22 protein-coding genes are annotated in these 20854 nt (G+C 71.8%); 9 read left to right on the top strand and 13 right to left on the bottom strand.

Annotation, left to right across the window (positions count from 1 at the left end; all coding sequences use genetic code 11):
• Nucleotides 1-188 precede the first annotated feature (188 nt).
• Nucleotides 189-896: a GAF and ANTAR domain-containing protein gene (locus tag Acy02nite_RS39440; protein WP_203753392.1), complete on the top strand. Its 708-nt coding sequence runs from the start codon at nt 189-191 to the stop codon at nt 894-896.
• Here Acy02nite_RS39440 and Acy02nite_RS39435 read toward each other — a convergent pair.
• Nucleotides 893-1756, bottom strand: a complete 864-nt coding sequence (locus Acy02nite_RS39435) for a helix-turn-helix transcriptional regulator (RefSeq protein WP_203753389.1) — start codon at nt 1754-1756, stop codon at nt 893-895. The genes Acy02nite_RS39440 and Acy02nite_RS39435 overlap by 4 nt on opposite strands.
• Nucleotides 1757-1877: 121 nt before the next feature.
• Here Acy02nite_RS39435 and Acy02nite_RS39430 point away from each other — a divergent pair, with 121 nt between their 5' ends.
• A complete protein-coding gene (locus Acy02nite_RS39430) occupies nt 1878-2726 on the top strand; it encodes an SDR family NAD(P)-dependent oxidoreductase (protein ID WP_203753385.1) in 849 nt (282 codons plus the stop codon).
• A gap of 57 nt (nt 2727-2783) precedes the next feature.
• Here the strand turns inward: Acy02nite_RS39430 and Acy02nite_RS39425 are convergent, their stop codons facing one another.
• Nucleotides 2784-4991, bottom strand: coding sequence for an MMPL family transporter (locus tag Acy02nite_RS39425; RefSeq protein WP_203753382.1), 2208 nt, complete (start codon nt 4989-4991; stop codon nt 2784-2786).
• Between the two features lie 180 nt (nt 4992-5171).
• Between Acy02nite_RS39425 and Acy02nite_RS46865 the strand changes: the two genes are divergently transcribed.
• From Acy02nite_RS46865 to Acy02nite_RS39415, 3 genes are all read left to right on the top strand, one after another.
• Nucleotides 5172-6368, top strand: coding sequence for a sensor histidine kinase (locus tag Acy02nite_RS46865; protein WP_239175634.1), 1197 nt, complete (start codon nt 5172-5174; stop codon nt 6366-6368).
• Between the two features lies 1 nt (nt 6369).
• Nucleotides 6370-7053, top strand: coding sequence for a response regulator transcription factor (locus Acy02nite_RS39420; protein WP_239175632.1), 684 nt, complete (start codon nt 6370-6372; stop codon nt 7051-7053).
• Between the two features lie 233 nt (nt 7054-7286).
• Nucleotides 7287-7490, top strand: coding sequence for a cold-shock protein (locus Acy02nite_RS39415; RefSeq protein WP_203753375.1), 204 nt, complete (start codon nt 7287-7289; stop codon nt 7488-7490).
• Between the two features lie 1046 nt (nt 7491-8536).
• Here Acy02nite_RS39415 and Acy02nite_RS39410 read toward each other — a convergent pair.
• The 6 genes from Acy02nite_RS39410 to Acy02nite_RS39385 all read right to left on the bottom strand — a co-directional run bounded on the left by Acy02nite_RS39410 (nt 8537) and on the right by Acy02nite_RS39385 (nt 12951).
• Nucleotides 8537-9091: a flavodoxin family protein gene (locus Acy02nite_RS39410; RefSeq protein ID WP_203753372.1), complete on the bottom strand. Its 555-nt coding sequence runs from the start codon at nt 9089-9091 to the stop codon at nt 8537-8539.
• Nucleotides 9088-9246, bottom strand: coding sequence for a hypothetical protein (locus Acy02nite_RS39405; RefSeq protein ID WP_203753370.1), 159 nt, complete (start codon nt 9244-9246; stop codon nt 9088-9090). The genes Acy02nite_RS39410 and Acy02nite_RS39405 overlap by 4 nt, the downstream gene beginning before the upstream one ends.
• 211 nt (nt 9247-9457) lie before the next feature.
• Nucleotides 9458-9988 carry a hypothetical protein gene (locus Acy02nite_RS39400; protein ID WP_203753367.1) on the bottom strand — a complete coding sequence of 177 codons (531 nt, stop codon included), beginning with the start codon at nt 9986-9988 and terminating at the stop codon, nt 9458-9460.
• Nucleotides 9989-10034: 46 nt separating this feature from the next.
• Nucleotides 10035-11213: an ABC transporter permease gene (locus tag Acy02nite_RS39395; protein WP_203753363.1), complete on the bottom strand. Its 1179-nt coding sequence runs from the start codon at nt 11211-11213 to the stop codon at nt 10035-10037.
• The gene (locus Acy02nite_RS39390; RefSeq protein WP_203753361.1) at nt 11210-11887 is read right to left on the bottom strand and encodes an ABC transporter ATP-binding protein; all 678 of its coding nucleotides are present in this window, start codon (nt 11885-11887) and stop codon (nt 11210-11212) included. The genes Acy02nite_RS39395 and Acy02nite_RS39390 overlap by 4 nt, the downstream gene beginning before the upstream one ends.
• Entirely contained in the window at nt 11884-12951 is a 1068-nt protein-coding gene (locus tag Acy02nite_RS39385; protein WP_203753358.1) for a peptidoglycan-binding domain-containing protein, read from the bottom strand. The genes Acy02nite_RS39390 and Acy02nite_RS39385 overlap by 4 nt, the downstream gene beginning before the upstream one ends.
• Nucleotides 12952-13082: 131 nt before the next feature.
• Between Acy02nite_RS39385 and Acy02nite_RS39380 the strand changes: the two genes are divergently transcribed.
• Nucleotides 13083-13775, top strand: a complete 693-nt coding sequence (locus Acy02nite_RS39380) for a response regulator (RefSeq protein ID WP_203753355.1) — start codon at nt 13083-13085, stop codon at nt 13773-13775.
• Nucleotides 13772-15526, top strand: coding sequence for a sensor histidine kinase (locus Acy02nite_RS39375; RefSeq protein ID WP_203753352.1), 1755 nt, complete (start codon nt 13772-13774; stop codon nt 15524-15526). The genes Acy02nite_RS39380 and Acy02nite_RS39375 overlap by 4 nt, the downstream gene beginning before the upstream one ends.
• 23 nt (nt 15527-15549) lie before the next feature.
• On the opposite strand, the gene Acy02nite_RS39370 is transcribed toward Acy02nite_RS39375, so the two are convergent.
• The 3 genes from Acy02nite_RS39370 to Acy02nite_RS39360 form a co-directional block, all read right to left on the bottom strand.
• The gene (locus Acy02nite_RS39370; protein WP_203753349.1) at nt 15550-16134 is read right to left on the bottom strand and encodes a hypothetical protein; all 585 of its coding nucleotides are present in this window, start codon (nt 16132-16134) and stop codon (nt 15550-15552) included.
• Between the two features lie 84 nt (nt 16135-16218).
• Complete coding sequence (locus Acy02nite_RS39365; RefSeq protein ID WP_203753347.1) at nt 16219-16899, bottom strand: lytic polysaccharide monooxygenase auxiliary activity family 9 protein; 681 nt, start codon at nt 16897-16899, stop codon at nt 16219-16221.
• A gap of 295 nt (nt 16900-17194) precedes the next feature.
• Nucleotides 17195-17836, bottom strand: coding sequence for an MBL fold metallo-hydrolase (locus tag Acy02nite_RS39360; protein WP_203753344.1), 642 nt, complete (start codon nt 17834-17836; stop codon nt 17195-17197).
• Nucleotides 17837-17939: 103 nt separating this feature from the next.
• Here Acy02nite_RS39360 and Acy02nite_RS39355 point away from each other — a divergent pair, with 103 nt between their 5' ends.
• The gene (locus Acy02nite_RS39355; protein ID WP_203753342.1) at nt 17940-18374 is read left to right on the top strand and encodes a MarR family winged helix-turn-helix transcriptional regulator; all 435 of its coding nucleotides are present in this window, start codon (nt 17940-17942) and stop codon (nt 18372-18374) included.
• Between the two features lie 68 nt (nt 18375-18442).
• Here Acy02nite_RS39355 and Acy02nite_RS39350 read toward each other — a convergent pair whose 3' ends face one another.
• Entirely contained in the window at nt 18443-19168 is a 726-nt protein-coding gene (locus Acy02nite_RS39350) for a BBE domain-containing protein (protein ID WP_203753340.1), read from the bottom strand.
• A gap of 4 nt (nt 19169-19172) precedes the next feature.
• Entirely contained in the window at nt 19173-19829 is a 657-nt protein-coding gene (locus tag Acy02nite_RS39345; protein ID WP_203753338.1) for an FAD-binding oxidoreductase, read from the bottom strand.
• Nucleotides 19830-20125: 296 nt separating this feature from the next.
• On the opposite strand from Acy02nite_RS39345, the gene Acy02nite_RS39340 reads away from it, so the two are divergent.
• A complete protein-coding gene (locus Acy02nite_RS39340) occupies nt 20126-20587 on the top strand; it encodes a MarR family winged helix-turn-helix transcriptional regulator (protein WP_203753336.1) in 462 nt (153 codons plus the stop codon).
• The last annotated feature ends 267 nt before the right edge of the window (nt 20588-20854 follow it).

Here is a 20854-nt window from a genome sequence, read left to right as displayed (position 1 = left end):
ACGCCACGGCGGGCAGTGACACCACCACTAGTAATATCGTCGTGACGGCAGCCGCCTCTCGCGGCCGCCGTCACGCGTCAAGCAGCGGCGCGGCCCGAGATCTCGGGAGCTTCCCGACCTCTCCCCCCGCCGACTCACGTCATGCCGTCACGACGGCATCACGGCTGCCGAAGGACCACGACAGATCCATGCCGTACGACCCGATGGACCCGCTCGCCGTCTTCGCTGAACTGGGACGCACCAAACTCATCGAGACCAGCTTGGACGATCTGCTGAACCGTGTCGCGTCGATGGCTCGGCGAGCACTGCCCGGCGCCGCGGAGGTGTCGGTCACCCTGGTTCGCCGCGACGTTCCGTACACCGCCGCCTACACCGGCGAGCTGGCCCTGAAACTCGACGAGCGACAGTACGAACATCATCGCGGCCCCTGCCTGCAGGCAGCCGCCGAGCAGAAGACGATCTCCGTGCCGGACACCGCCACCGACAGCCGCTGGGACGGCTGGGCGGAACGCGCCGCCGCCGCCGGGGCCGGCAGTGTCCTGTCGGTCGGGCTGCCGGTGCACGACGACATCAGCGGGGCCCTCAACATCTACGGCGACCGGCCCGGGGCCTTCGACCACGACTCGGTCACGCTGGCGCAGTCACTCGCCGGGTACGCGGCCGTCGCGCTGGCCAACGTCCACCTCTACCACCACACCAACGAGATGGTCCGGCACATGCAGACCGCCATGGAGAGCCGGGCCGTCATCGAACAGGCCAAAGGCATCATCATGGCCGAACGGCGCTGCAACGCCGACGACGCCTTCGCCGTGCTCACCACGATCTCGCAGAACACCAACCGCAAGGTGCGCGACGTGGCCGCCGCGCTCGTCTCCGGAATCCGCTCACAGCCCTAGCGGTGGTCGTGCCCTGAGGTCGTCCGGCCGGACAGCAGCCCCAGCAGGCGGAGGTTGTCGTGCGAGCTGCTGCCCGGGTCGGTGTGGTAGACGAACAACACCTGGTCCGCGTCGCCGGGCAGCGGCAGCGCCTCGTACCGGATCGTGATCGGACCCACGGCGGGGTGGATCATCCGCTTGACGCCGTGGGTCCGCTCGTGCACCTGGTGCCCGTTCCACCACGCGGAGAAATCGGCGCTCTTGATGGTCAGCTCGCCGACCAGCTCGTTCAGCCGTACGTCGTCGGGATGACGCCCGGCGTAGAGGCGCAGCGTGCCGACCACTTCGGCGGCCACCGTGCGCCAGTCGACGAACAGCTCGGCCGCCGCGGGATCCAGGAACATCCACCGCGCGTAGTTGCGCTCGCCCGGCGGCATCCTGGTCCAGTCCGTGAACAGCTCCCGGGCCAGCGCGTTCGCGGCGAGCACGTCGGTGCGCCGGCCGAGGATCAGGGCCGGGTGCTCGCTCATCGAGGCGATCAGCTGCTGCATGGCCGGCCGCACCCGCTGCACGGGTGGCTGTTCCGCCCGGCGCCGTACCGGATGGGCCAGATCGGACAGGTGCGCGCGGGCCGCCGGTTCCAGCCGGAAGACCCGGGCCAGCGCTTCGAGCACCGCCTCCGACGGGCTCGAGTGCCGGCCCTGTTCCAGCCGGGTGTAGTAATCGACGCTGACCCCGGCGAGCTGCGCCACCTCCTCGCGCCGCAACCCGCGGACCCGCCGCTTCACCGGGCCGGCGTCGTCGAATCCCACGGCCTCCGGCGTCACGCCGGCGCGGCACCTGCGCAGAAAGTCACCCAGTTCCGTACGCGAAGCTGCCATGTCCCCATCGTGGCACCAGCCCCCGCCCGGCGCCTGCCGCCTGGGTGGGCATGCCGTTCCCAGGCAGCGCTGGGCCTGGTCAGCCATGTCCGCCCCGGCTGCAGCGAACCAGCATGGAGTCATGTCCACCACATGGTTCGTCACCGGCACCTCCCGCGGCCTCGGCCTCGAACTCACCCGGCAGCTGCTGGCACAGGGGCACAACGTCGCGGCCACCTCCCGCTCCGCCGAACGCCTCGTCGCCGCTCTCGGCGACGCCGACCGCACGCGGCTGCTGCCGATCGAGCTCGACCTCACCGACGAGCGGGCCGTCGCCGCCGCGATCGCCGCGACCACCGACCGCTTCGGCGGGATCGACGTCGTGGTCAACAACGCCGGCTACGGATTCCTCGGCGCGGTCGAGGAGACCAGCGACGCCGAGGTCCGGAACATGTTCGAGGTGCAGGTCTTCGGCGTCTGGAACGTGCTGCGCGCCGTGCTGCCCGGCATGCGGTCCGCCCGGCGCGGGCACATCGTCAACGTGTCGTCGATCCTCGGCCTGACCGCGTTCCCCGGCTGGGGGCTGTACTGCGCCGGCAAGTTCGCCCTGGAGGGCCTCTCCGAGTCGCTCGCGGCCGAGGTCGCCGAGTTCGGCGTGAAGGTCTCGCTGGTCGAGCCCGGCTACACGCGGACCGACTTCCTGCGCCCGGTCTCGCTCGGTCTGCCCGCGGCCACCGCGGACGGCTACCGCGCGATCCGGGAGATGACCACCGCGCATCAGGCGATGCCGGGCACCCAGCTCGGCGACCCGGCCAAAGTGGTGGCGGCCGTCATCGCGGTCGCCTCGAACGGCGCGGCGCCACTGCACCAGGTGCTCGGCTCCGACTCGTACGGGCTGGCGACGGCTCGCGTGGAGTCGCTGCGCGGTGACCTCGAGGCGGGCCGCGAGCTGGCTCTGACGACGGACGTCAGCCCCGCGGACCCGCAGTAGACGGGAGGCGTGACGACCGGGGCCGGCTCGGCGCGAGGGAGCCGCGCGCCGAGCCGGTCACCGGCGCTGCCCGGCAACGGTCTCCCCGGCGTGATCGGCCGCCGGTGACGTCCCGCCGGCGAGCTGCCGCGCCAGCCGCTCACCCTCGACGTCGAGGTCGAGGTCCGGCAGGATCCGGTCGAGCCACCTCGGCAGCCACCACGCCGACCTGCCGAGCAGCGACAGCACCGCCGGGACGATGGTCATGCGTACCAGCAGGGCGTCGACCGCGACGCCGAACGCCAGGGCGAACCCGAGCGACTTGATGATGATGTCGTCGGCCAGGACGAAGCCCGCGAAGACGCTCATCATGATCAGCGCCGCGGCCGTGACGACCCGGGCGCCGTGCCGCATGCCGGCCACGATGGCCTCGTCCGGGCTCGCCCCGCGCACGAACTCCTCCCGGGCCCGGAGGATCAGGAAGACCTCGTAGTCCATGGCGAGGCCGAACAGGATGCCGATCAGGAAGATCGGGATGAAGCTGACGATCGGGCCGGTCGACTCGATGCCGACCAGATCGGTGAGGTGTCCCCGCTGGAAGACGAGCACCAGGGCGCCGAACGAGGCGGCCACCGACAGCAGGAAGCCCAGCGTTGCCTTGATCGGCACCAGGACGCTGCGGAACACCATCAGCAGCAGGAGCAGCGCGAGACCGACCACGACGGCCAGGTACGGCAGCAGCGCGTCGTTGATCTTCTCCGACACGTCGATGTCGACAGCGGTCCGGCCCGTGACGGCCAGGGTCGCGCCGCCGGTGGCCGCGGTGAAACCCGCCTGCCGGGCGCGGATGTCGTGCACGAGCTTCCTGGTGTCCTCGCTGAGCGGACCGCTGCGCGGCACGACGGTGAGGGTGGCGGTGTCCCCCGCCTGGTTCGGCTCCGCCGCGGTGACCACGCCCCCGAGACCGGAGACCAGTTCCCGCGCCTGTTCACCCGCGGCCGCCGCCTCCCCCGGGGCGGCCTCGACCACGAGGAGCAGGGAGCCGTTGATGCCCGCCCCGAAGCCCTCGGACAGCTGGTCGTACGCCTTGCGCTGGGTGGACCCGGTGGACGCCATGCTGTCGTCGGGCAGTGCCAGGCTCAGGCCGAGCCCGGGGATCGCGACCACGCCGATCGCGACCACCGACAGGATCAGGACGGGAACCCGGTGCTTGACCACGCCGCGGGCCCAGCGCTCGCCCAGCGCTGTCCGGGCGGGCCGCCCGGCGCCGCGACGCTGGGGCCTGGGCAGGACCCTGCGGCCGGCGAAGCCCAGCAGGGCAGGCAGCAGGGACAGGCTGATCACCACCGCCACGGCGACGGTGCCGGCCGCGGCGACACCCATGGCGGCCAGGAACGGGATGCCGACCACGGCGAGCGCGGCCAGGGCGATGATGACGGTCAGGCCGGCGAAGACGACGGCCGAGCCGGCGGCGCCCACGGCCCGGCCCGCGGCCTCCTCACCACCGCGGCCGATCGCGAGCTCGTGCCGGTAGCGCGACAGCACGAACAGCGCGTAGTCGATCCCGACGGCCAGGCCGAGCATGACGGCCAGGTCGGCGGTGTTCGAGGTCAGGTCGAGGAAGCCGGTGGCGATCTGGATGCCGAGCACGCCGATACCGACACCGATGAGCGCGGTCAGCACCGGCAGGCCCGCGGCGACGAGCGAGCCGAAGGTGATCAGCAGGACGACCGCGGCCACGGCGATGCCGAGACCTTCGGCGCCGCCGCCGGCTTCGGCCCGCTCGGTGACCTCTCCGGAGTACTCGACGCCGATCCCGGCCCGTCGTGCGGTGTCCCCGGCGGCGAGCAGCGCCGCACGGGAGGTGTCACTCACCCCGGTCGCCGCCACCGCGTACGAGACGCCGGCGTAAGCCGTCTTCCCGTCCGGCGCGATCGTCCCGGCCTCGTACGGGTCGGCGACCGTCGTGACCTGCGGTGCCGTGCGCAGAGCGGCGACCGTGGCCAGCACGGCGGCCCGCTGCTCCGGGCCGGTCAGCGTGGCGTCGCCGGACGCGGTGAACACCACCCTCGCCGAGGCGGTGTCCACACCCCCGTCGAACTTCTCCGTCACCACCTCCAGCGCCCGCAACGACTCGGTGCCGGGAATGGACAGTTCGTCACTGGCCGGCCCGGACAACTGGGCGGCACCCACGCCGAGCAGGCCCAGGAGCATCACCCAGACGACGAGCGTCAGCCGCCGGCGCCGGAACGAGAACCGTCCCAGCCGGTACAAGAGGGTTGCCACGGATGTCCTCCCGTTGTCGTGTCGCCCCGGTCCGGGGCGGTTCCACGATCCCTGTGGGCACCCGCAGGTGTCGTCCTGCCCGCGCAGGCGTTCCGATACCGCGAACGCGGTACTTCCGCGGCGCCGGGGTACCGCGGGCGCCGGTCGATCCGAACGGCTCGCTGCACTACCGTCGTGGTCATGGACACGGCAATCAGCCGGTGGATGCCCCCGCACCTCGACCGTTACCGTGGCCCGCTGGGCGATGTGCTGCTGGCGGCGGCCGGGGCCGCGCTGGTGCCGTACCTGGGCCCGGCGCCGGTGGGTGTCGGCACGGCACTGCTGGCGGTGGCGTGCGCCGCGCTGATCCTGATGCGCCGCCGGTATCCCGTGCCGGTCCTGCTGGCCGGCGCCGCCGTCTTCATGGTCACCATCGCGCTGGCCCGGCCCCCGGACGCGATGTTCCTCGTCGCCGGCGTGCTGACCTACTCCGCCGCGCTGTCCGGCCCGCGTCGCCGGCCCTGGTTCTACGCCATGGTGATGTGGGGTTCGCTCATGCTCTGCGGCTCGGTGGTGTACCTCGCCGACTGGTGGAGCACCGACCAGCTCACCACGTTCGCGATCACCTTCGGCGGGGCGGCGGCGGGAGACTCGGTCCGGATGCGCCGGGCGTACGTCGCCGAGGTCACCGAGCGGGCCCGGCAGGCGGAGACCAGCCGCGACGAGGAGGCCCGCCGCCGGGTGATGGACGAGCGGCTGCGCATCGCCCGGGAGCTGCACGACGTCGTCGCCCACCACATCGCGGTGATCAGCGTCCATGCCGGGGCCGCCGGTCACGTGCTGCGCACCGAGCCGGAGAAGGTGTGGCCCGTGCTCGGGCACATCCGCACCGCCGCGGACACCGTCCTGCACGAGATCAAGTCGGTGGTCAGCGTGCTGCGGGACCCGGACGACGTCCCGAGCACCGAACCGGCGCCCGGCGTGGCACGCCTGCCGGAACTGCTGACCGGGCTGGGCGCCGTCGGTTTCGCCGTACGGCACCGGCAGCGCGGCGAGCCCCGGGCGCTACCGGCGGTGGTGGACCTGGCCGCGTACCGCATCGCGCAGGAGGCCCTGACCAACGCCCACCGTTACGGTGACGGCGGCGCCACCCTCGAGCTCGAGTACACCGCCGACACCGTGAGCATCGACGTGACGAACAGCATTGCCCGGTACGGCGATGGGCGGCCCCGTCCCGGGTTCGGGCTGCTCGGCATGCGGGAGCGGGCCGTCGCCGCCCGCGGCACGATCGAGGCCGGGCCGGTCGCCGGTGGCCTCTTCCGGGTCCGTGCCGAGCTGCCCACCGACGAGCGGGCGATCGACCGCCTCAACGCCTCCCCCACCGCTGGAAGAAGGTGACGTGAGCATCCGCGTTCTCCTCGCCGACGACCAGGCGCTCATCCGCGCGGGCTTCAAGATGATCATCGACGCGGAACCGGGCCTGGAGGTCGTCGGTGAGGCCGCCGACGGCGCCGAAGCCGTCGAGCTGTGCCACCGCGGCCGCGTCGACGTCGTCCTGATGGACATCCGCATGCCGCGGGTGGACGGCATCGAGGCGACCCGCCGCATCGGCGCCGACGAGCGTCTCGCCGGCGTGCGGGTGCTGGTGCTCACCACGTTCGACGACGACGACAACGTGATCCACGCCCTGCAGGCGGGGGCGAGCGGCTTCCTGGGCAAGAACGTGGCGCCCGGCGATCTGGTCAACGCCATCCGGGTGGTCGCCGACGGCGAGGCGCTGCTGTCACCGCGGGCCACCAGAGGCCTGGTCAGCCGGTTGATCCACCACCTCCCGCCGCCCGTCCCGGAGGTGCCGGAGCTCGCGCTGGTCACCGACCGGGAGAAGGAGATCCTGCTGCTGGTCGCGCACGGCCTGTCCAACGACGACATCGCCGAGCGGCTGTACCTGTCTCCCCTGACGGTGAAGACGCACATCAACCGCACGATGATCAAACTGAACGCCCGCGACCGGGCGCAGCTGGTGGTCTTCGCCTACCGACATCACCTGGTCAGACCGGGTGACTCCCTGCCCACCCGCCGGTGACGACCGCTTCCCCAGCTTTTCGCCGCGGCGGCGGTGGCGACGAACGGTGGATCCTGTGCTACCTTTCTCCTCGTTGCAGTTTTGATTTCCGTAGACGTTTTCAGCGCCTGATGGGTCTCAGCTAACCCGCTCAGGCGCTTTTTCGTTGTTCGTGTCGTTCCGACGCGGGTGATCAACGCGGCGGCATAAGGGGTCCGCACAGTGCGGCCACTTGAGCCTGCGAAGGAGCAGACATGGCTACCGGTACCGTGAAGTGGTTCAACGGCGACAAGGGTTTCGGCTTCATCACCCAGGACGACGGCGGCGCCGACGTCTTCGCCCACTTCTCCCAGATCGCGGCGAGCGGCTTCCGCAGCCTCGACGAGAACCAGCGGGTGGAGTTCGAGGTCACGCAGGGCCAGAAGGGCCTGCAGGCGGAGAACATCCGCGTCATCTGATTCACGCTTTCACCGAACGGCGGCCGGCTGGTTCAGCGGGCCGCCGTTCGGCGTTTCATCCGGCTGTTCCTGACCGGGCCGCCGTTCAGCGTTTCACCCGGCTGCTCCTGCCCGGGCCATCGACGGCGCCGGCCGTCAGACACTCGGGCCGCACTACGGAACACCGCTGGGAACTCGTCGCGCACACCGGCGACCTGGCCGTCGGTCCGGGCCTGCCGACGTCGGCTGTCCGGGCCGCGCCCACCTCCTGTGATCATCAGGTTGGGCGGTGGGGTGCGCCACCACCCCTCCGGCCGGGCCGCACAGCCAAGGGCGAGCACGGACACCGGGCGCACCCGCATGACGAGGGCCCCGGCGCGCATGCACCGGGGCCCGGGTTACGGGTTTACTACACCATCTACCGGCAGGTTCGCCGGCTTGTCGTGTCCACACCGGCCGCGGAACTCAGCGGCTTGCGGTGTGAGGATCGCATCAGCGTGACCGGAGACCACCTCACGTTCGATGGGAGCTGCGGTGTCCACCCCAGGACCGGAACTGCGTCCTTGACGGGCGGGCGATCCAACGGTGCCTGACCCTCCCTTTCCTCTGCTTCCATTACCTGTGCTGCTTGTCGTGCCATCTGCCGGTGCGGGAGCCCCACGCAAATTCCATGGCCCCGCGCACGTGCGGCGACTTCCTGCATCAGGCGGAGCCCCGAACCTGCATCGGCCCTGCCTGCAAGTGCCCTGACCTGGAGTTACGTCAAGGTCTTGTCGTGCCTTACCACTGCTTTGCCTTGCCGGGTGCGGTCATGCACCCGAGGGCGGGGCCGGACGAGCCACGAACGATCCGGGCCCTGCTTGACGCCCGGCCAGCCGCACTGTCGCGATCTTTCCTGTCAACGAGAGAAACACTAGTGGCCCTCGCCAAGAAAGTCTAGTCCCTGCGACACAGATTTTCTGGCCCGCAACTCTCACGTTCGGCACGCATCGACGGTTCGCACTGGGATCGGCCGCACCTTCCCACTGCCCGCGTCCACCTCTGACCCGGTACACCGGCGGCCGGAATCAGCTGAAGAACTGCTTGGCCCGGGTGAGCGTCGGAGTGTCCTGGAGGATGTCACCCGGGCGGTTGCCCTGGCCGAGGAGCAGGCCGCCGAAGCGCATCGGGAAGTAGTCGGCCGACTTCCGCAGGGTGCCGAACAGCGGGTCGGCGTCGGCGGGATCGTCGCCACTGTAGACGGAGACGCCCCACAGGATCTTCGCCCGCATCCGGGCGCGGAACGAGCCGGGCTCACCGACGCGCAACCAGCCGGACCAGTGGTCCAGGTACAGCTTGGCGGAGGCCGAGACGCTGTACCAGTACAGCGGGGAGGCGATGACGATGTCGGTGGCCTCCAGCGTGGCGTCCAGCAGCAGCCGCTCGGCGCCGGCCGGGACGCGTTCGCGCGGCGGGTCCAGGTGCCGCAGGTCCTCGTAGGTGTCGAGTGGCGCGTCGCCCAGCCGGATCCAGCGCTGGACGGCGCCGCCCGGCAGGTCCGCGGCGGCGTGCCGGGCCAGCAGCTCGGTGTTGCCGTCCGGGCGGGCGCCGGCCAGTAGGAAGAGGAACGATCGGGAGCTCATCGGGCGTTTCCTGTCCAATCTTCGAGGTCGAGCAGCCGCTGGGCCCGGACGACCTCGTCGCGGGCCTCGCGCAGCAGGCGGGCCCTGGGCGGCCGGACTGTCCGGCCGGCGAGGTGATCGCCGGTGCGGGCGCCGGTCACACAACGCTGCGCCATCCCGCCCGACCGAACCCTCCACAGTCGATCGATCTGTCGGAGACAGTGTGCGGCACAAGGCTCCGGGAGCGCAGCACGCTCCGGGACGGCCCGCGGCTCCAGGTTGGTCAGCCCGCCGCCGATCCCCGCGGACCAGGCCCGCGCCGCGCCCGCGGGACGGGCGGCCCGGCAGGCTGCGGCGCGAGCAGGCTCGAGGGCCTGCCGGCGGTTGTCAGCCCTTGCGGCCGTCGAAGGCCTTGGCCTGGCAGGCGAGGTCACGCCCCTCGTCCGGCACCATGTCTCCCCAGGTCGGGCCGGGAACCCAATGGCCGTCCTTCTTGACCAGGTCGACGCCGTTCTCGACCAGGCACTCGTGGTAGTTGTCGTTGTCGTCGGCCCAGTACGGGTTGCGGTCCTCGTCGAGCTCCGGGGCGAGCTTCGGCTCGAGGTCGCCGCAGGCCTTCTGCATGTCCGGTTCGGAGGCCCGGATCCGGCCGTTGACCTTGGCACCGGCGTCCAGGTCGAGCAGACCGCCCTCGGTCACCCGGGTCGGCACGTCGTGCTCCTTCAGGCACTGGAACCACGGCTGCTGCATCCGCAACACCTCCGCCGCCGTGGTGTCGGGGCGGATGATCGGCGCGGCCCGGGACACGGCGTCGGACGCGACGCTGCTGGGCGAGGCGAGGGAGGCCACCTGCGGCGGGGCCGGTTCGTCGGCCGGGCCGCCGCACCCGGCGAAGAAGCCGGTCAGCAGAAACACCATCAGGACAGGGACGATTCGCGTACGCATGGAGGGGTGTGGCCTTTCGTCAGGTGGAGGCGAGAGCTTCGGTGGGGGTCAGGCCCGCGGCCCGCATGCAGGGGTAGACGCCGGCCAGCACGCCGACCAGGAGCGCGCCGCCGGTGCCGAGGCCGAGGGCTTGGGCCGGCACGGTCGGCGGCCACTGCTGATGCAGGGCGTAGGCAACGGTGGCGACGACCCCGAGCAGGGTGCCGGTGACCCCGCCGAGCAGGGAGAGAGCCACCGACTCGGCGAGGAATTGCGCGCGGATCTGGCCACGGTGCGCGCCGAGGGCCCGGCGCAGGCCGATCTCCCGGCGGCGTTCCAGCACCGAGATGACCATGGTGTTGGCCACGCCGATCCCGCCGACCAGCAGCGCCACGCCGGCCATGCCGAGGAAGAGGCCGCTGAACGTGGATTCGGAGACCCGTTTCGCCGCCAGCGCGTCGGACGGCCGGGTGACGCGGACCAGGCCGGGCGCTTGGGGAAGCACCGTGGCGGGCAGGACCTCGCGGACTGTTTCGACGGCGGCGTCGTGGCTTCGGACGTACATGACGGTGGCGCGGCCGTCGAACCCGAGTTGCTGTTCCGCGGCCGGCCAGCCGACCAGGGCCGCCCGGTCGATCTCGGGGGCCAGCGGGATCGGGTCGAGGATGCCGGTGACGGTGAACCAGCGGCGGCCGATGTAGAGCTGGGGGCCGCCGGCCGCGTCCCGGATGCCGAGGCGGCCGGCGGCTTCGGCGCCCAGCACCACCGCCGGGAACCGTTGCGTGGTGGCGTCGAACCAGCGGCCGGAGCGCACCGTGCCGTCGAGCAGGCCGAGGATGCCCGGCTCGGTGGCCAGCACGGCGGTGGCGGCGGAGTTGTCGGCGCGTTCGTTGCGGGCGATGGTGCAGTGGGTGTTGGCCATGGCGGAGGCGCCGGTCACCGGACCGATGCGCCGCGTCATGCCGGTGGCCTGCTCGGCGAACGCGACCGGTGGCTGCTGGTCGGGCAGCGCGCTGACCTGGAGCAGGTCGGTGCCCAGCCGTTGCAGGTCACGCCGCAGGGCCTGCTGGCTGGAGGCGGGGATGCCCATGACCACGACCATGGTGGCGATACCGATGGCGATGCCCAGGGCGGACAGGGCGGCACGGGCCCGGCGCACCCGCAGACCCATCAGGCCGAGCGCGACGATGTCGACGGGCGACAGGCGGACGGTTCTCATGCGCGCCCCGTGTCGGTGACGACGCGGCCGTCGCGGAGTTCGACGCGGCGGGGCAGGGCCGCGGCGATGTCGCGGTCGTGCGTGATGACGGCGATCGTGGTGCCCTCGGCGTTGAGCCGGACGAGCAGGTCGAGCACGGCCCGGCCGGTGACGGTGTCGAGCGCGCCGGTGGGCTCGTCGGCCAGCAGCAGGTCGGGGCCGGTGGCCAGCGCGCGGGCGATGGCCACCCGCTGCCGTTCACCGCCGGAGAGCTCGTGCGGGCGATGGTCGAGGCGGTGACCGAGACCGACCCGGGCGAGCGCCTCCCGAGCCACCGGGCGACGCCTGCGCCGGGGCACGCCCGCGTAGAGCAGTCCGGTGGCGACGTTGCCGGTGGCGGAGACGCCGTCGGTGAGGTGGAACTGGTGGAAGACGAAGCCGATGTGCCGGGCACGCAGCGCGGACAGTTTCCGGTCGGACAGCCGCCGGACGTCGTGACCGCGAACGGTGACGGTGCCCGAGGTCGGCCGGTCGAGAGTGCCCATGATGTTGAGCAGGGTCGACTTGCCGGAGCCGGAGGCGCCGACGATCGCCAGCAGCTCCCCGGCGGTGACGGTGAGCGTGACGCGGTCGAGGGCGGTGACCGTGCCGTAGACCATGCCGACGTCGTGGACGGCCAGAACGGGCGGGTTCATGAGACCGTCACCACCCGGCTGCCCTCGGCGAGGCCGTCGCCGCTGATCTCGACCATCCCCATGGCGAACATGCCGGTCTCGACGGCGATCAGCGGACCATCGGCGATCTGGACGGCGTGGCCGCCCTCACGCAGCGCGAGCAGGGCCGCGACCGGCACCGCGAGGACGTTCTCGCGGATCTCGCCGGCGAACGAGACCTGCACCGGGGCGGTATCCAGCTTCTTGACCGCGTCGGCCTTCTTCACCGTCACGGTGACGTCCACCAGTGGCTGCCCGCCCTCGGCGTCGGCGGCGGGTCGCGCGTCCCGGGCCACCGCGGTGACGGTGCCGTCGGTGGTGGTGCCGCCGGGCAGCTCGACCTGGACGGCGTCGCCCTTGCCGATCGAGCCGAGGTCCGCGGCGCCGACCGGCACCGTGACCACCTTCTTGCGTCCGGTCACGGTCAGCACCCCGTCAGCGGCGGGTCCGCCGAGCTCGGCGACGACCTCGGCGACCCGGACCGGCCCGGGCAGCACCGCCACGTGCTCGGGCGTGATCGTGCCGGTCACCGGCCGGCCGGTGTCCTGCTGCCATTTCTTGACGGCCGCGACGACGCCCGGAGTGAGCACACCGTCGCCGGGACGGATGTGGTGCGGCTGGTCGCCGGTCTTGTAGCCGAGAGCACGCAGGTTGTCCACGATGACGCGGACGTCGCGGCCGGTCGTCCCGGCGCCCTGGATCGTCCGGAACATCGGCGTCGCGCCGTACAGCAGGATGACCGGCTGGTCGTCGTTGCGGTAGAGCGGCCGGCCGAGGGTCACCGTCGTACCGGCCGGCGGCAGCCAGGTCACCGTGCCGCCGGCGCCCCGGATCGTGCGGGGTGTGCCGTAACCGAGTGTCCCGGGCATGGTCCGGGCCGTCGACAGGTCGGTGCGCTCGACGGCCACCGTCGCCACCGCCGGCCCCGGGGGTGTGGCCGGCGCCGGCGTCCCGTCGTGGGCAGCCCACCTCGTCACCACGATGCCGCTCCCGGCGCCGGCCACCGTCAATCCGGCCAGCAGCCCGAGCACCCGCCGCCGCCTCATCGGAGGTCCCGCTGTCTCACGTCCCACATGCCGACCTACCGTGCCGGGCGCCGGTCGCCGGGACGTCAGAGATTTGTCGAGGGATCGTCAGATTTCGTGGCCGCCGGGACCGGGCGACCTAGAGTCGGGCGGTGCCCGAGCGAATCGTGATCGCCGAGGATGATCCCCGGCAGGCCGAGATCGTCCGTCGTTACCTGCAGGCGGCCGGCTGGGATCCGGTGGTGGTCGGTGACGGCCGCGCCGCGATCGCCGCGGTCCGGCAGCGGGTTCCCGACCTGCTGGTCCTCGACGTGCTGATGCCGGAGATCGACGGCCGGGACGTCTGCCGGGTGCTCCGGGTCGATCACGACCTGCCGATCCTGATGCTGACCGCCCGGTCCAGCGCCGACGACCGGGTGCTGGGCCTGGAGATCGGCGCCGACGACTACCTGACCAAGCCCTACGACCCCCGCGAACTGGTCGCCCGGGTGCGGTCGCTGCTGCGCCGCGCGACGACCCGGCCGCCGGTCGGGAACGCGCTGCGGGTCGGCGGGATCGAGGTGGATCCGGCCGGGCACACGGTACGGGTCGACGGCCTCGAAGTGGCGTGCACCCGCGGCGAGTTCGCGGTGCTCGCGGTGCTGGCCGCCGAGCCGGGACGGGTGTTCAGCCGCCGCCAGCTGGTGGAACGGATCAGTGGCCAGGACCGCAACGCCACCGACCGCGGCATCGACATGCACGTGGTGAACCTGCGGCGGAAACTGGAGCGCGACCCGCGCCGCCCGGAACAGCTGCTGACCGTCCACGGGGTGGGGTACAAACTGACCGGCGGCGGACGCGGATGAGCCGGGCCGTGCCGGTGCACCGCAGTCTGGTCGTACGGCTGCTGGGCACCTCGGTGTTGATCGTGGTGTTGTCCGTCGGTGCGGCCGCCTGGCTGGCGGCGAAAACCGCGACCCGCGCCGTGCAGAAGGAACAGAGCCAGTCGCTGGCCGTCGACTCCCTGATCCACGACACCCTGCTCGGGTACGCGGCCCAGCATCCGAATTGGAAGGACGTCGAGCCGCAGGTACGGCGGCTGGCCGGCGAGACCGGTCGGCAGATCACCCTGACCACCCCGGGCGGGACGATGATCGCGGCCAGCCATCCGGGCGTGCCGCTGCCGGCGCGGCCGGACGCGCTGGTGGATCCGCTCGGTGCGGTGATCGATCCGCGGGCGGTCGGGCCCTACCTGATCACCGGGCGCGACCGCACCCTGCAGCACGCCCTGGCCACCAAGCGGCTCCGGTGCCTGCAGGACCAGGGCATCAAGGCGACGGTCGAGGAGACCCCGGCCGGGCGGCTGGTGGTGAGACTGGCCGCCGACAGCCCCCGCCAGCAGCAGCGGGACTGCTCGTTCCGCGAGGACTACCCGGTCACCAGCGAGCGGGCCGCGCTGGAGCAGTTGCAGATCCGGCTCACGAGCTGCCTCAAGGAGCGGCTGCTGACCGAGGTGACCTTCCGTTCCACCGACTTCGTCCCGGTCTACAGCGACCCGGCGAACGTCGGCAACAGGCAGGCCATCCAGGACTGCATCGACCGGGCACGCCGGGAGCAGTTGCGTCCGTACGTCGCGGCGCCGGCCCGGCTGTACCTGACCAGCCCGGCCCATCCGCCGCTGCCGGTGTTCGACCTGTCCCCGGACAGCACCCGGCGCATCGCCGGTGTCACCGCGTTCGTCCTGGCCGTCGCGGTCACCGCCACCCTGGTGGTCGGCCTGCGGCTGGTCCGTCCGCTGCGGGCGCTGACCGCGGCCGCCGACGGCGCCACCAGCCGCCCGTCGCCGGTACGGATCGCCCGCAACGACGAGATCGGCCGGCTCGCGGCCGCCTTCAACGCGCTGGCCGACCGCAGCGAGCGCAGCGAACAGCAGCGCCGCGTCATGGTCGACGACATCGCCCACGAGCTGCGCAGTCCACTGACGACCATGCGCAACTGGCTCACCGCCGGCCAGGACGGCCTCGCCGACCTGGATCAGGACATGGTCCGCCTGCTGCTGGAGGAGACCGGCCTGCTGCAGCACATCGTCGCCGACCTGGCCGATCTGGCCGACGCCGACGCCGGCACGCTGGCGCTGGCCCTGGAAGATCAACCGGTGCGGGACCTGCTGGCCCCGGTGTGCGAGGCGCACCGGAACACGACGCTGACGGTCGCCGGCGACCCGTGGGTGGTCGTCGACCCGATCCGGTTCCGGCAGATCGTCGGCAACCTGCTGACCAACGCCTGGCGGCACACCCCCGCGGACGGCCGGGTCGAGGTCCGCGCCGAGGCCGCGCGCGGTGTCCTGTCGATCGACGTGGCCGACACCGGCGAGGGCATCACGGCGACCGACCTGCCGCACGTCTTCGACCGTTTCTGGCGCGCCGACCGGGCCCGCGCCCGGGCCACCGGCGGCAGCGGGCTCGGCCTGTCGATCGCCCGCAAACTGGCCCAGGCCCACGGCGGCGACATCACCGTGGTCAGCACTCCCGACGTCGGAAGCACCTTCACGGTACGACTACCGGCGCACGCCGCTCCGGACACCGCCGCCGAGCGTCCGGCGTCCGGGTCGCGCTGACCGGAGCCGGCCTGGTCCGGCCGTCACAGTCCGGCGGCGGTGGAGTACCGGCTGTGCAGGTCGGCCATCTCGGCCTCGGTCAGAGCCTGGGTGAGTGCCAGCTGCGCGTACTTCTCCGGGAACATCTGGCGCAGCCGGTCGACGTACTTGACCTCGGCGGTCGCCTCGACGACCTGGATGCCCACCGGGTCGGTGGACATGTCCACGATCACCGGGCCGGCCAGTTTGACGGCCACGTCCCAGGGTTGTCCCGGCTCGGCGATGCCGCAGAGGTGGAAGCCGTAGACCGTCCGGACCTCGGTGAGCCGGGCGGCTTCCGCGGGCTCGTATCCGTAGACCCGGACTCCGCAGATCACCGCCGGCTCCGCCGCCCCCTGGGCCGGGGCCTGCTGGGTTCCGTGGCCGGCGTGGTGGTGCGTTCCCGGATCGGACTGTTCGAGCGCGGTGCGCATCCGCGTGGTGATCTGGGCCTGGAGATCGGCCGGTTCGGCCGGTGAGCGGTCCGAGCGAGCCAGAGCGGCCGCGCCGAGGGTCCCGGCCAGCAGGACCGCTGCCGCCAACACATACCGGCTGCGGCCGTGCCGCTCGGGCTTCCGGAGAGCAATCATGATCGGTTCACCTCGGGTCGGGACGCCTGATGCCTCCGCCCGGAACGCCGGCTGACGTCCCGGGCGGAGGATTGTTCCTCGCGGTCAGGCGAAGTTCACGTCGCTGCACCACATGTAGGTCTGGTCCTGGTGCGAGGCCTGCCAGATCACGAACAGGACGTGATGACCGGTGTATCCGCTGGTCGAGATGTTGAAGGAGATGTTCTGAGCCGGGGCGTACCTGCCGGTCTGCGTGATGAAGTCCAGGTTGCCCCAGCCGAGGCGCTGGGTCGCGGGGTTGAATCCCTGCTTGCTGACGTAGACGCGGAAGTAGTCGGCGCCGTGGCTGGCCTGGTCGTAGAGCTGCACGGTGAGGTTGCGGCTAACGGTGGTCTGCTTCCAGGCGCCCAACTGGTTCAGGCTGTCGTTACGCGTGAGGCCGTTGCTGCACAACTGCCCGTCCGGCGTACGGGCCTGGAACTGGCCGCCGAGGCCGTCGCGCAGGGCGCTCATCCAGTTCCACATGGTGTCTGGGTTGGCCTGGAACGCCTGCCAGCACATCGGGTCCTGCTGCTGCATGGCGGGATTGGTGTGCTGACTTCCCCAGGTCTTCCAGCACTGGTAGGCGCGGGAGGCCGGGTTGACGATGGTGCCGTGGGCCTGGGCGGGGCCGGCCCAGGTCAGCACGCCGGCGAGCAGGGCGAGCACCACGACCAGCACGTGAGCTGGCCGGGGCGCGGCGGAAAGGGAATGCCGGCCGGATCGATGGGACGCGCGTGGGGGCACGGTGTGTCCTCCTTCTTCGGCTTCACGGGGATTTGGGAGCGCTCCCGGAAAGGGTTGCACCGATGTGCTCTTTTATCAACCGATGTCGATCAGTAACCCCGGAACCACCGGTCAGCCGGGACCGGCCAGGTCACCAAGGGTGAGCCGCGTGACCGCGGCGAGCTGGGAATCGCGAGAAATCCTCGCCGGATCTGTACAGCCTTTCTGCGCAAACACCTACAGCTAAGCTGTATACATGGGCGAGCACGTCGCCACCCCCGGCACAGATGACACGGGCCCGCGGTAGAGCGCGACCTCACACGTCCACTGACTCGCCGGCCGGCAGGATCTCCAGCGGCACGCCGGTGAGCCCCTTCTCGCCGAGCAGCATGCGCGCCGAGTTCTGCCCCAGCTCGCTGAGCATCAGCTCGTGCACCTGGATCATCCGGGCCGGGCGCACCGCCCGGACGAACTCGGCGGCCTCGCCGAACTTGGTCCACGGGCCACTGGTCGGCAGCAGCAGTGTCTCGACCCGGACGTCCGGCACCCGGTACGAGTCGCCGGGGTGGAACACCCGCCCCTCGACCAGGTAACCGACGTTGTCCACCAGCGGAATGTCCTGATGGATCACGGCATGCCGCTCGCCGTGCACCTGCACCTCGAAGCCGGCCACGTCGAGCCGGTCCCCGGAACGCACCGCCACCACCCGGCCATCGCGCTCCCCCAGCTTGTCCCGCACCGCCGCCGGCCCGAAGACGCGCAGCTCGGGCCGGCGGTCGAGCTCGGCCGCGAGCGCCGCGTCGTCGAAGTGGTCGAAGTGCTCGTGGGTGATCAGCACGGCGGTGGCGCCCGCGATCAGCTCGGCCGCGTTCGGCGTGAACGTGCCCGGATCGATGAGCAGCACACCGCCGCCGTCGGTGAACGAGACACAGGCATGGGTGTGTTTGGTGAGCTGCATGGCCTTCTCCTCGCGTAATGAATACAGCGAGACTGTACAGCAATGCTGTAAAGCCGCCAGCCGAGAAGGAGAGGGAGATACAGCGGCCCTGTATTGTTGTGCCATGGCACTGAGCCCAGACGAAGAGCTTGCCGAGCGGCTCCGGCAGGCTGTCGGCCGCTTCGTCCGCACCACCCGGGCGTCCGCGGACACCCTGCCCCCGACCCGTTCCGAGGCGCTGGGCGTGCTGTTGCACCAGGGGCCACTGACGATCGCGCAGCTGGCGGCCCAGCGCGGCATCAAACACCAGAGCATGAGCCGGACCGTCGGCGAACTGGAAGCCCTCGGCCTGGTGGAGCGACGTGCCAGCCCGAGCGACGGCCGAGCTTTCGTGATCACCCTCACCGAGGCCGGCGCCGCCGCGCTGGAGGCCGACCGGCTGGCCCGCCGCCGCGTGATGGCCGACGCCATCGCCACCCGGCTGAGCTCCGCCGAACGGGAGATGCTCAACGCCGTGCCGATGCTGCTGGACCGCCTCTCGGCCGCCGCCGAGCAGTAGTAGTAGCCACCGGAGGATGCCGGGGAGAACCGCAGCCGATCGTTGTCACGCCGGCTCCGGCGCTCCGATCAGCTCGCCGGGGCGATGTTGTGGTTGACCCGGAACATGTTCGCCGGGTCGTGGACGCCCTTGATCCGGGCCAGCCGCTCGTAGCGCTCCCGGCCGTAGAGCGCCGCGATCTCCGCCTGGCTGCCCGCCTCGTCCGGCGACAGGAAGCTGACCATCCGGCGCTCGTCCGCCCACGGCCGCAGCCGGTCGATCACCCCGGCCAGCGCGGCACGGTTGGTGTCGGCCGTCTCCCGCGGACCGACGCCGAACGCGAAGAGCTGGTACGGCAGGCCGCGCGCCGGGATCGCGTCCGGCACCCGCGGCTCCCGGTCCAGGGCTCCGCCGAGCGCCCGGATCTCGATGCTGGCCAGGGTGCAGCCGGTGCCGGGCCCGGCCACGTCGATCAGCGCTTCCACGGTGTCGGCGGTCAGCTCACGCAGCCCGATCGAGCGGTCGAAGTACGGCAGGGGCACCGGCGGGTCCAGGTGGATGGTCGCGGCCTGCGTGTACGGCTGGTCGGCCACCGTCTCCATGACGATCGGCGCCAGTTCGCGCAGCGGCTCGATCAGCCGGGCACCCTCGTCTGCCGGCCCGGCGTAGGCGATGCGGACGTGCACCACGAACGCACCGCGCAACGGCTCGGGCAGGTTCGGGTCCGCCGGCAGGCGCTGGACGGCGAGCGACGACGACATCTCGATGGGCGCCGACGCCACCCACTCACGCCAGCCGTGCAGGACCGGGCGCATGTCGTCACCGGCGAACCAGAGCCCCCCCGGCGAGGATGCGGGCGATCGGGAACACCCGGGTCTCGATCGCGGTGACCACGCCGAAGTTGCCCTTGGTACCCCGTACGGCGAAGAAGAGGTCGGGATTCTCGTCGGCGGTGGCCCGGCGCGCCTCGCCGTCGGCAGTGACGATCTCGATGGCGCTCACGTACTCGGCCGCCCATCCCCGCGAACGCCCCAGGGTCGGGCTGTGGCCGCCGCCGAGCAGGTATCCGATGGCGCTCACGGTGGGCGACGAGCCGTTCAGCGCGGCCAGAGCGTGCGGGGTCAGCGCGTCGAGGACGTCCTGCCACAGCGCCGACCCCTCGATCCGCACGACCCGGGCCTCGGGGTCGACGGTGACGGCGTTCATCCGCCGCATGTTGATCAGCACGCTGCCCTCGGACGGCGCGGCGACGATGTGCCCGCCGCCGCGGATCGCGACGCTCGTCCCGGCGGCCGCGGCGAACCGGACCGCGGCCTGGACGTCGGCGACACCGGCCGCCCCGACGGCGATCGCCGGGCGCAGCGGGGTCACCAGGTTGTAGGTCGAACACTCCTCGTCGTAACCGGGCTCGCCCGGCAGGAAAAGGGGTCCGATGAGCGCGGCGCGCAAGTCAGCTGCACGGGCTGCGGTGGTCATGGTGACGGTTTCCTTGTCGTCAGCGGATGGCCACGGTGCCTCGGTCCCGGACACCGCCGAGGAAGGCGGCGAACGGATGCCATGCCGGACCCGACGGCCGACCAGCCGTGAGGTCGAACCTTTCAGAACCGAGGCAGTACGTGGCCGGAAAGCTCGTTCTCAGCGCGGACATGGCCGCGAGCAGTCTCTCCAGGGCGGGGGTACGCCTCGTCGGGCGAAGGATTGACACCCGTCGGGTGGCGGCCGGCACAGTCGCGGCCCGTGAACTTTCACCGGGCCGATACGTCGGTCCGGTCGTGAACTCAGTCGACGCGCGGCCGGGGATGACCGGCCTGAGCCGGAAGCTGGCGCGGGCCGCGCGTGTCGTGGCCGCCGCGGAGGCCGCCGCGCTGCGCGAGGAGGACCTCGACCCCCGGGCGTACGCCGTGCTCACCGTCCTCCTCGGGGGGCGGCTGCGGACGAACCAGGTGGCTCGCGTCATGTCGACGTCCGGGTCCACCACGCGCAAGCTCGTCGACGACCTCACCGACCAGGGACTGATCAGCCGCAGCGCGGGCCGGTACGACGGCCGGGTGCGCCACCTGGAGCTCACCCCGGCCGGGGAGAACCGGATCCGGGACGCTCGAGCGGCTGTCGCCGGTGCTGTCGGGCGGCTGCTCGCCGACGCCGGGTTCACCGACGAGGCGACGGCGCGGCTCGGCGTGCTCCTCGACGAGATCGGTCGCGCCCCCGCCCCGGCGGGACACGCCCTGCGGTAGGAGCCCCGGCATCCCGGAGTCTCCACCGCCCGGGTCAGTCGGCGACGATGCGGGCCATGGCGTCCCGGATCTTGACCATCTCGTCCCTCGGCTGCCCGAGCGACAGGCCACCGTCGACCAGCAGGTCCTGTCCCGTCACGTAGGAGCTCGTGTCACCGGCGAGCTCCCGGATTCGCCGAGTCCGGCACGTGCCCGAGGCGGCTCAAGCGTTCCAGAGCGGGGCGCGAAGTGCGCAGTGCGTCGTCTTCGCTGTAGGTCAGCGAGTCG

This window comes from Actinoplanes cyaneus (assembly GCF_016862095.1).
Taxonomy (GTDB): domain Bacteria; phylum Actinomycetota; class Actinomycetes; order Mycobacteriales; family Micromonosporaceae; genus Actinoplanes; species Actinoplanes cyaneus.
This window is presented reverse-complemented; position numbering and strand designations above follow the sequence as displayed.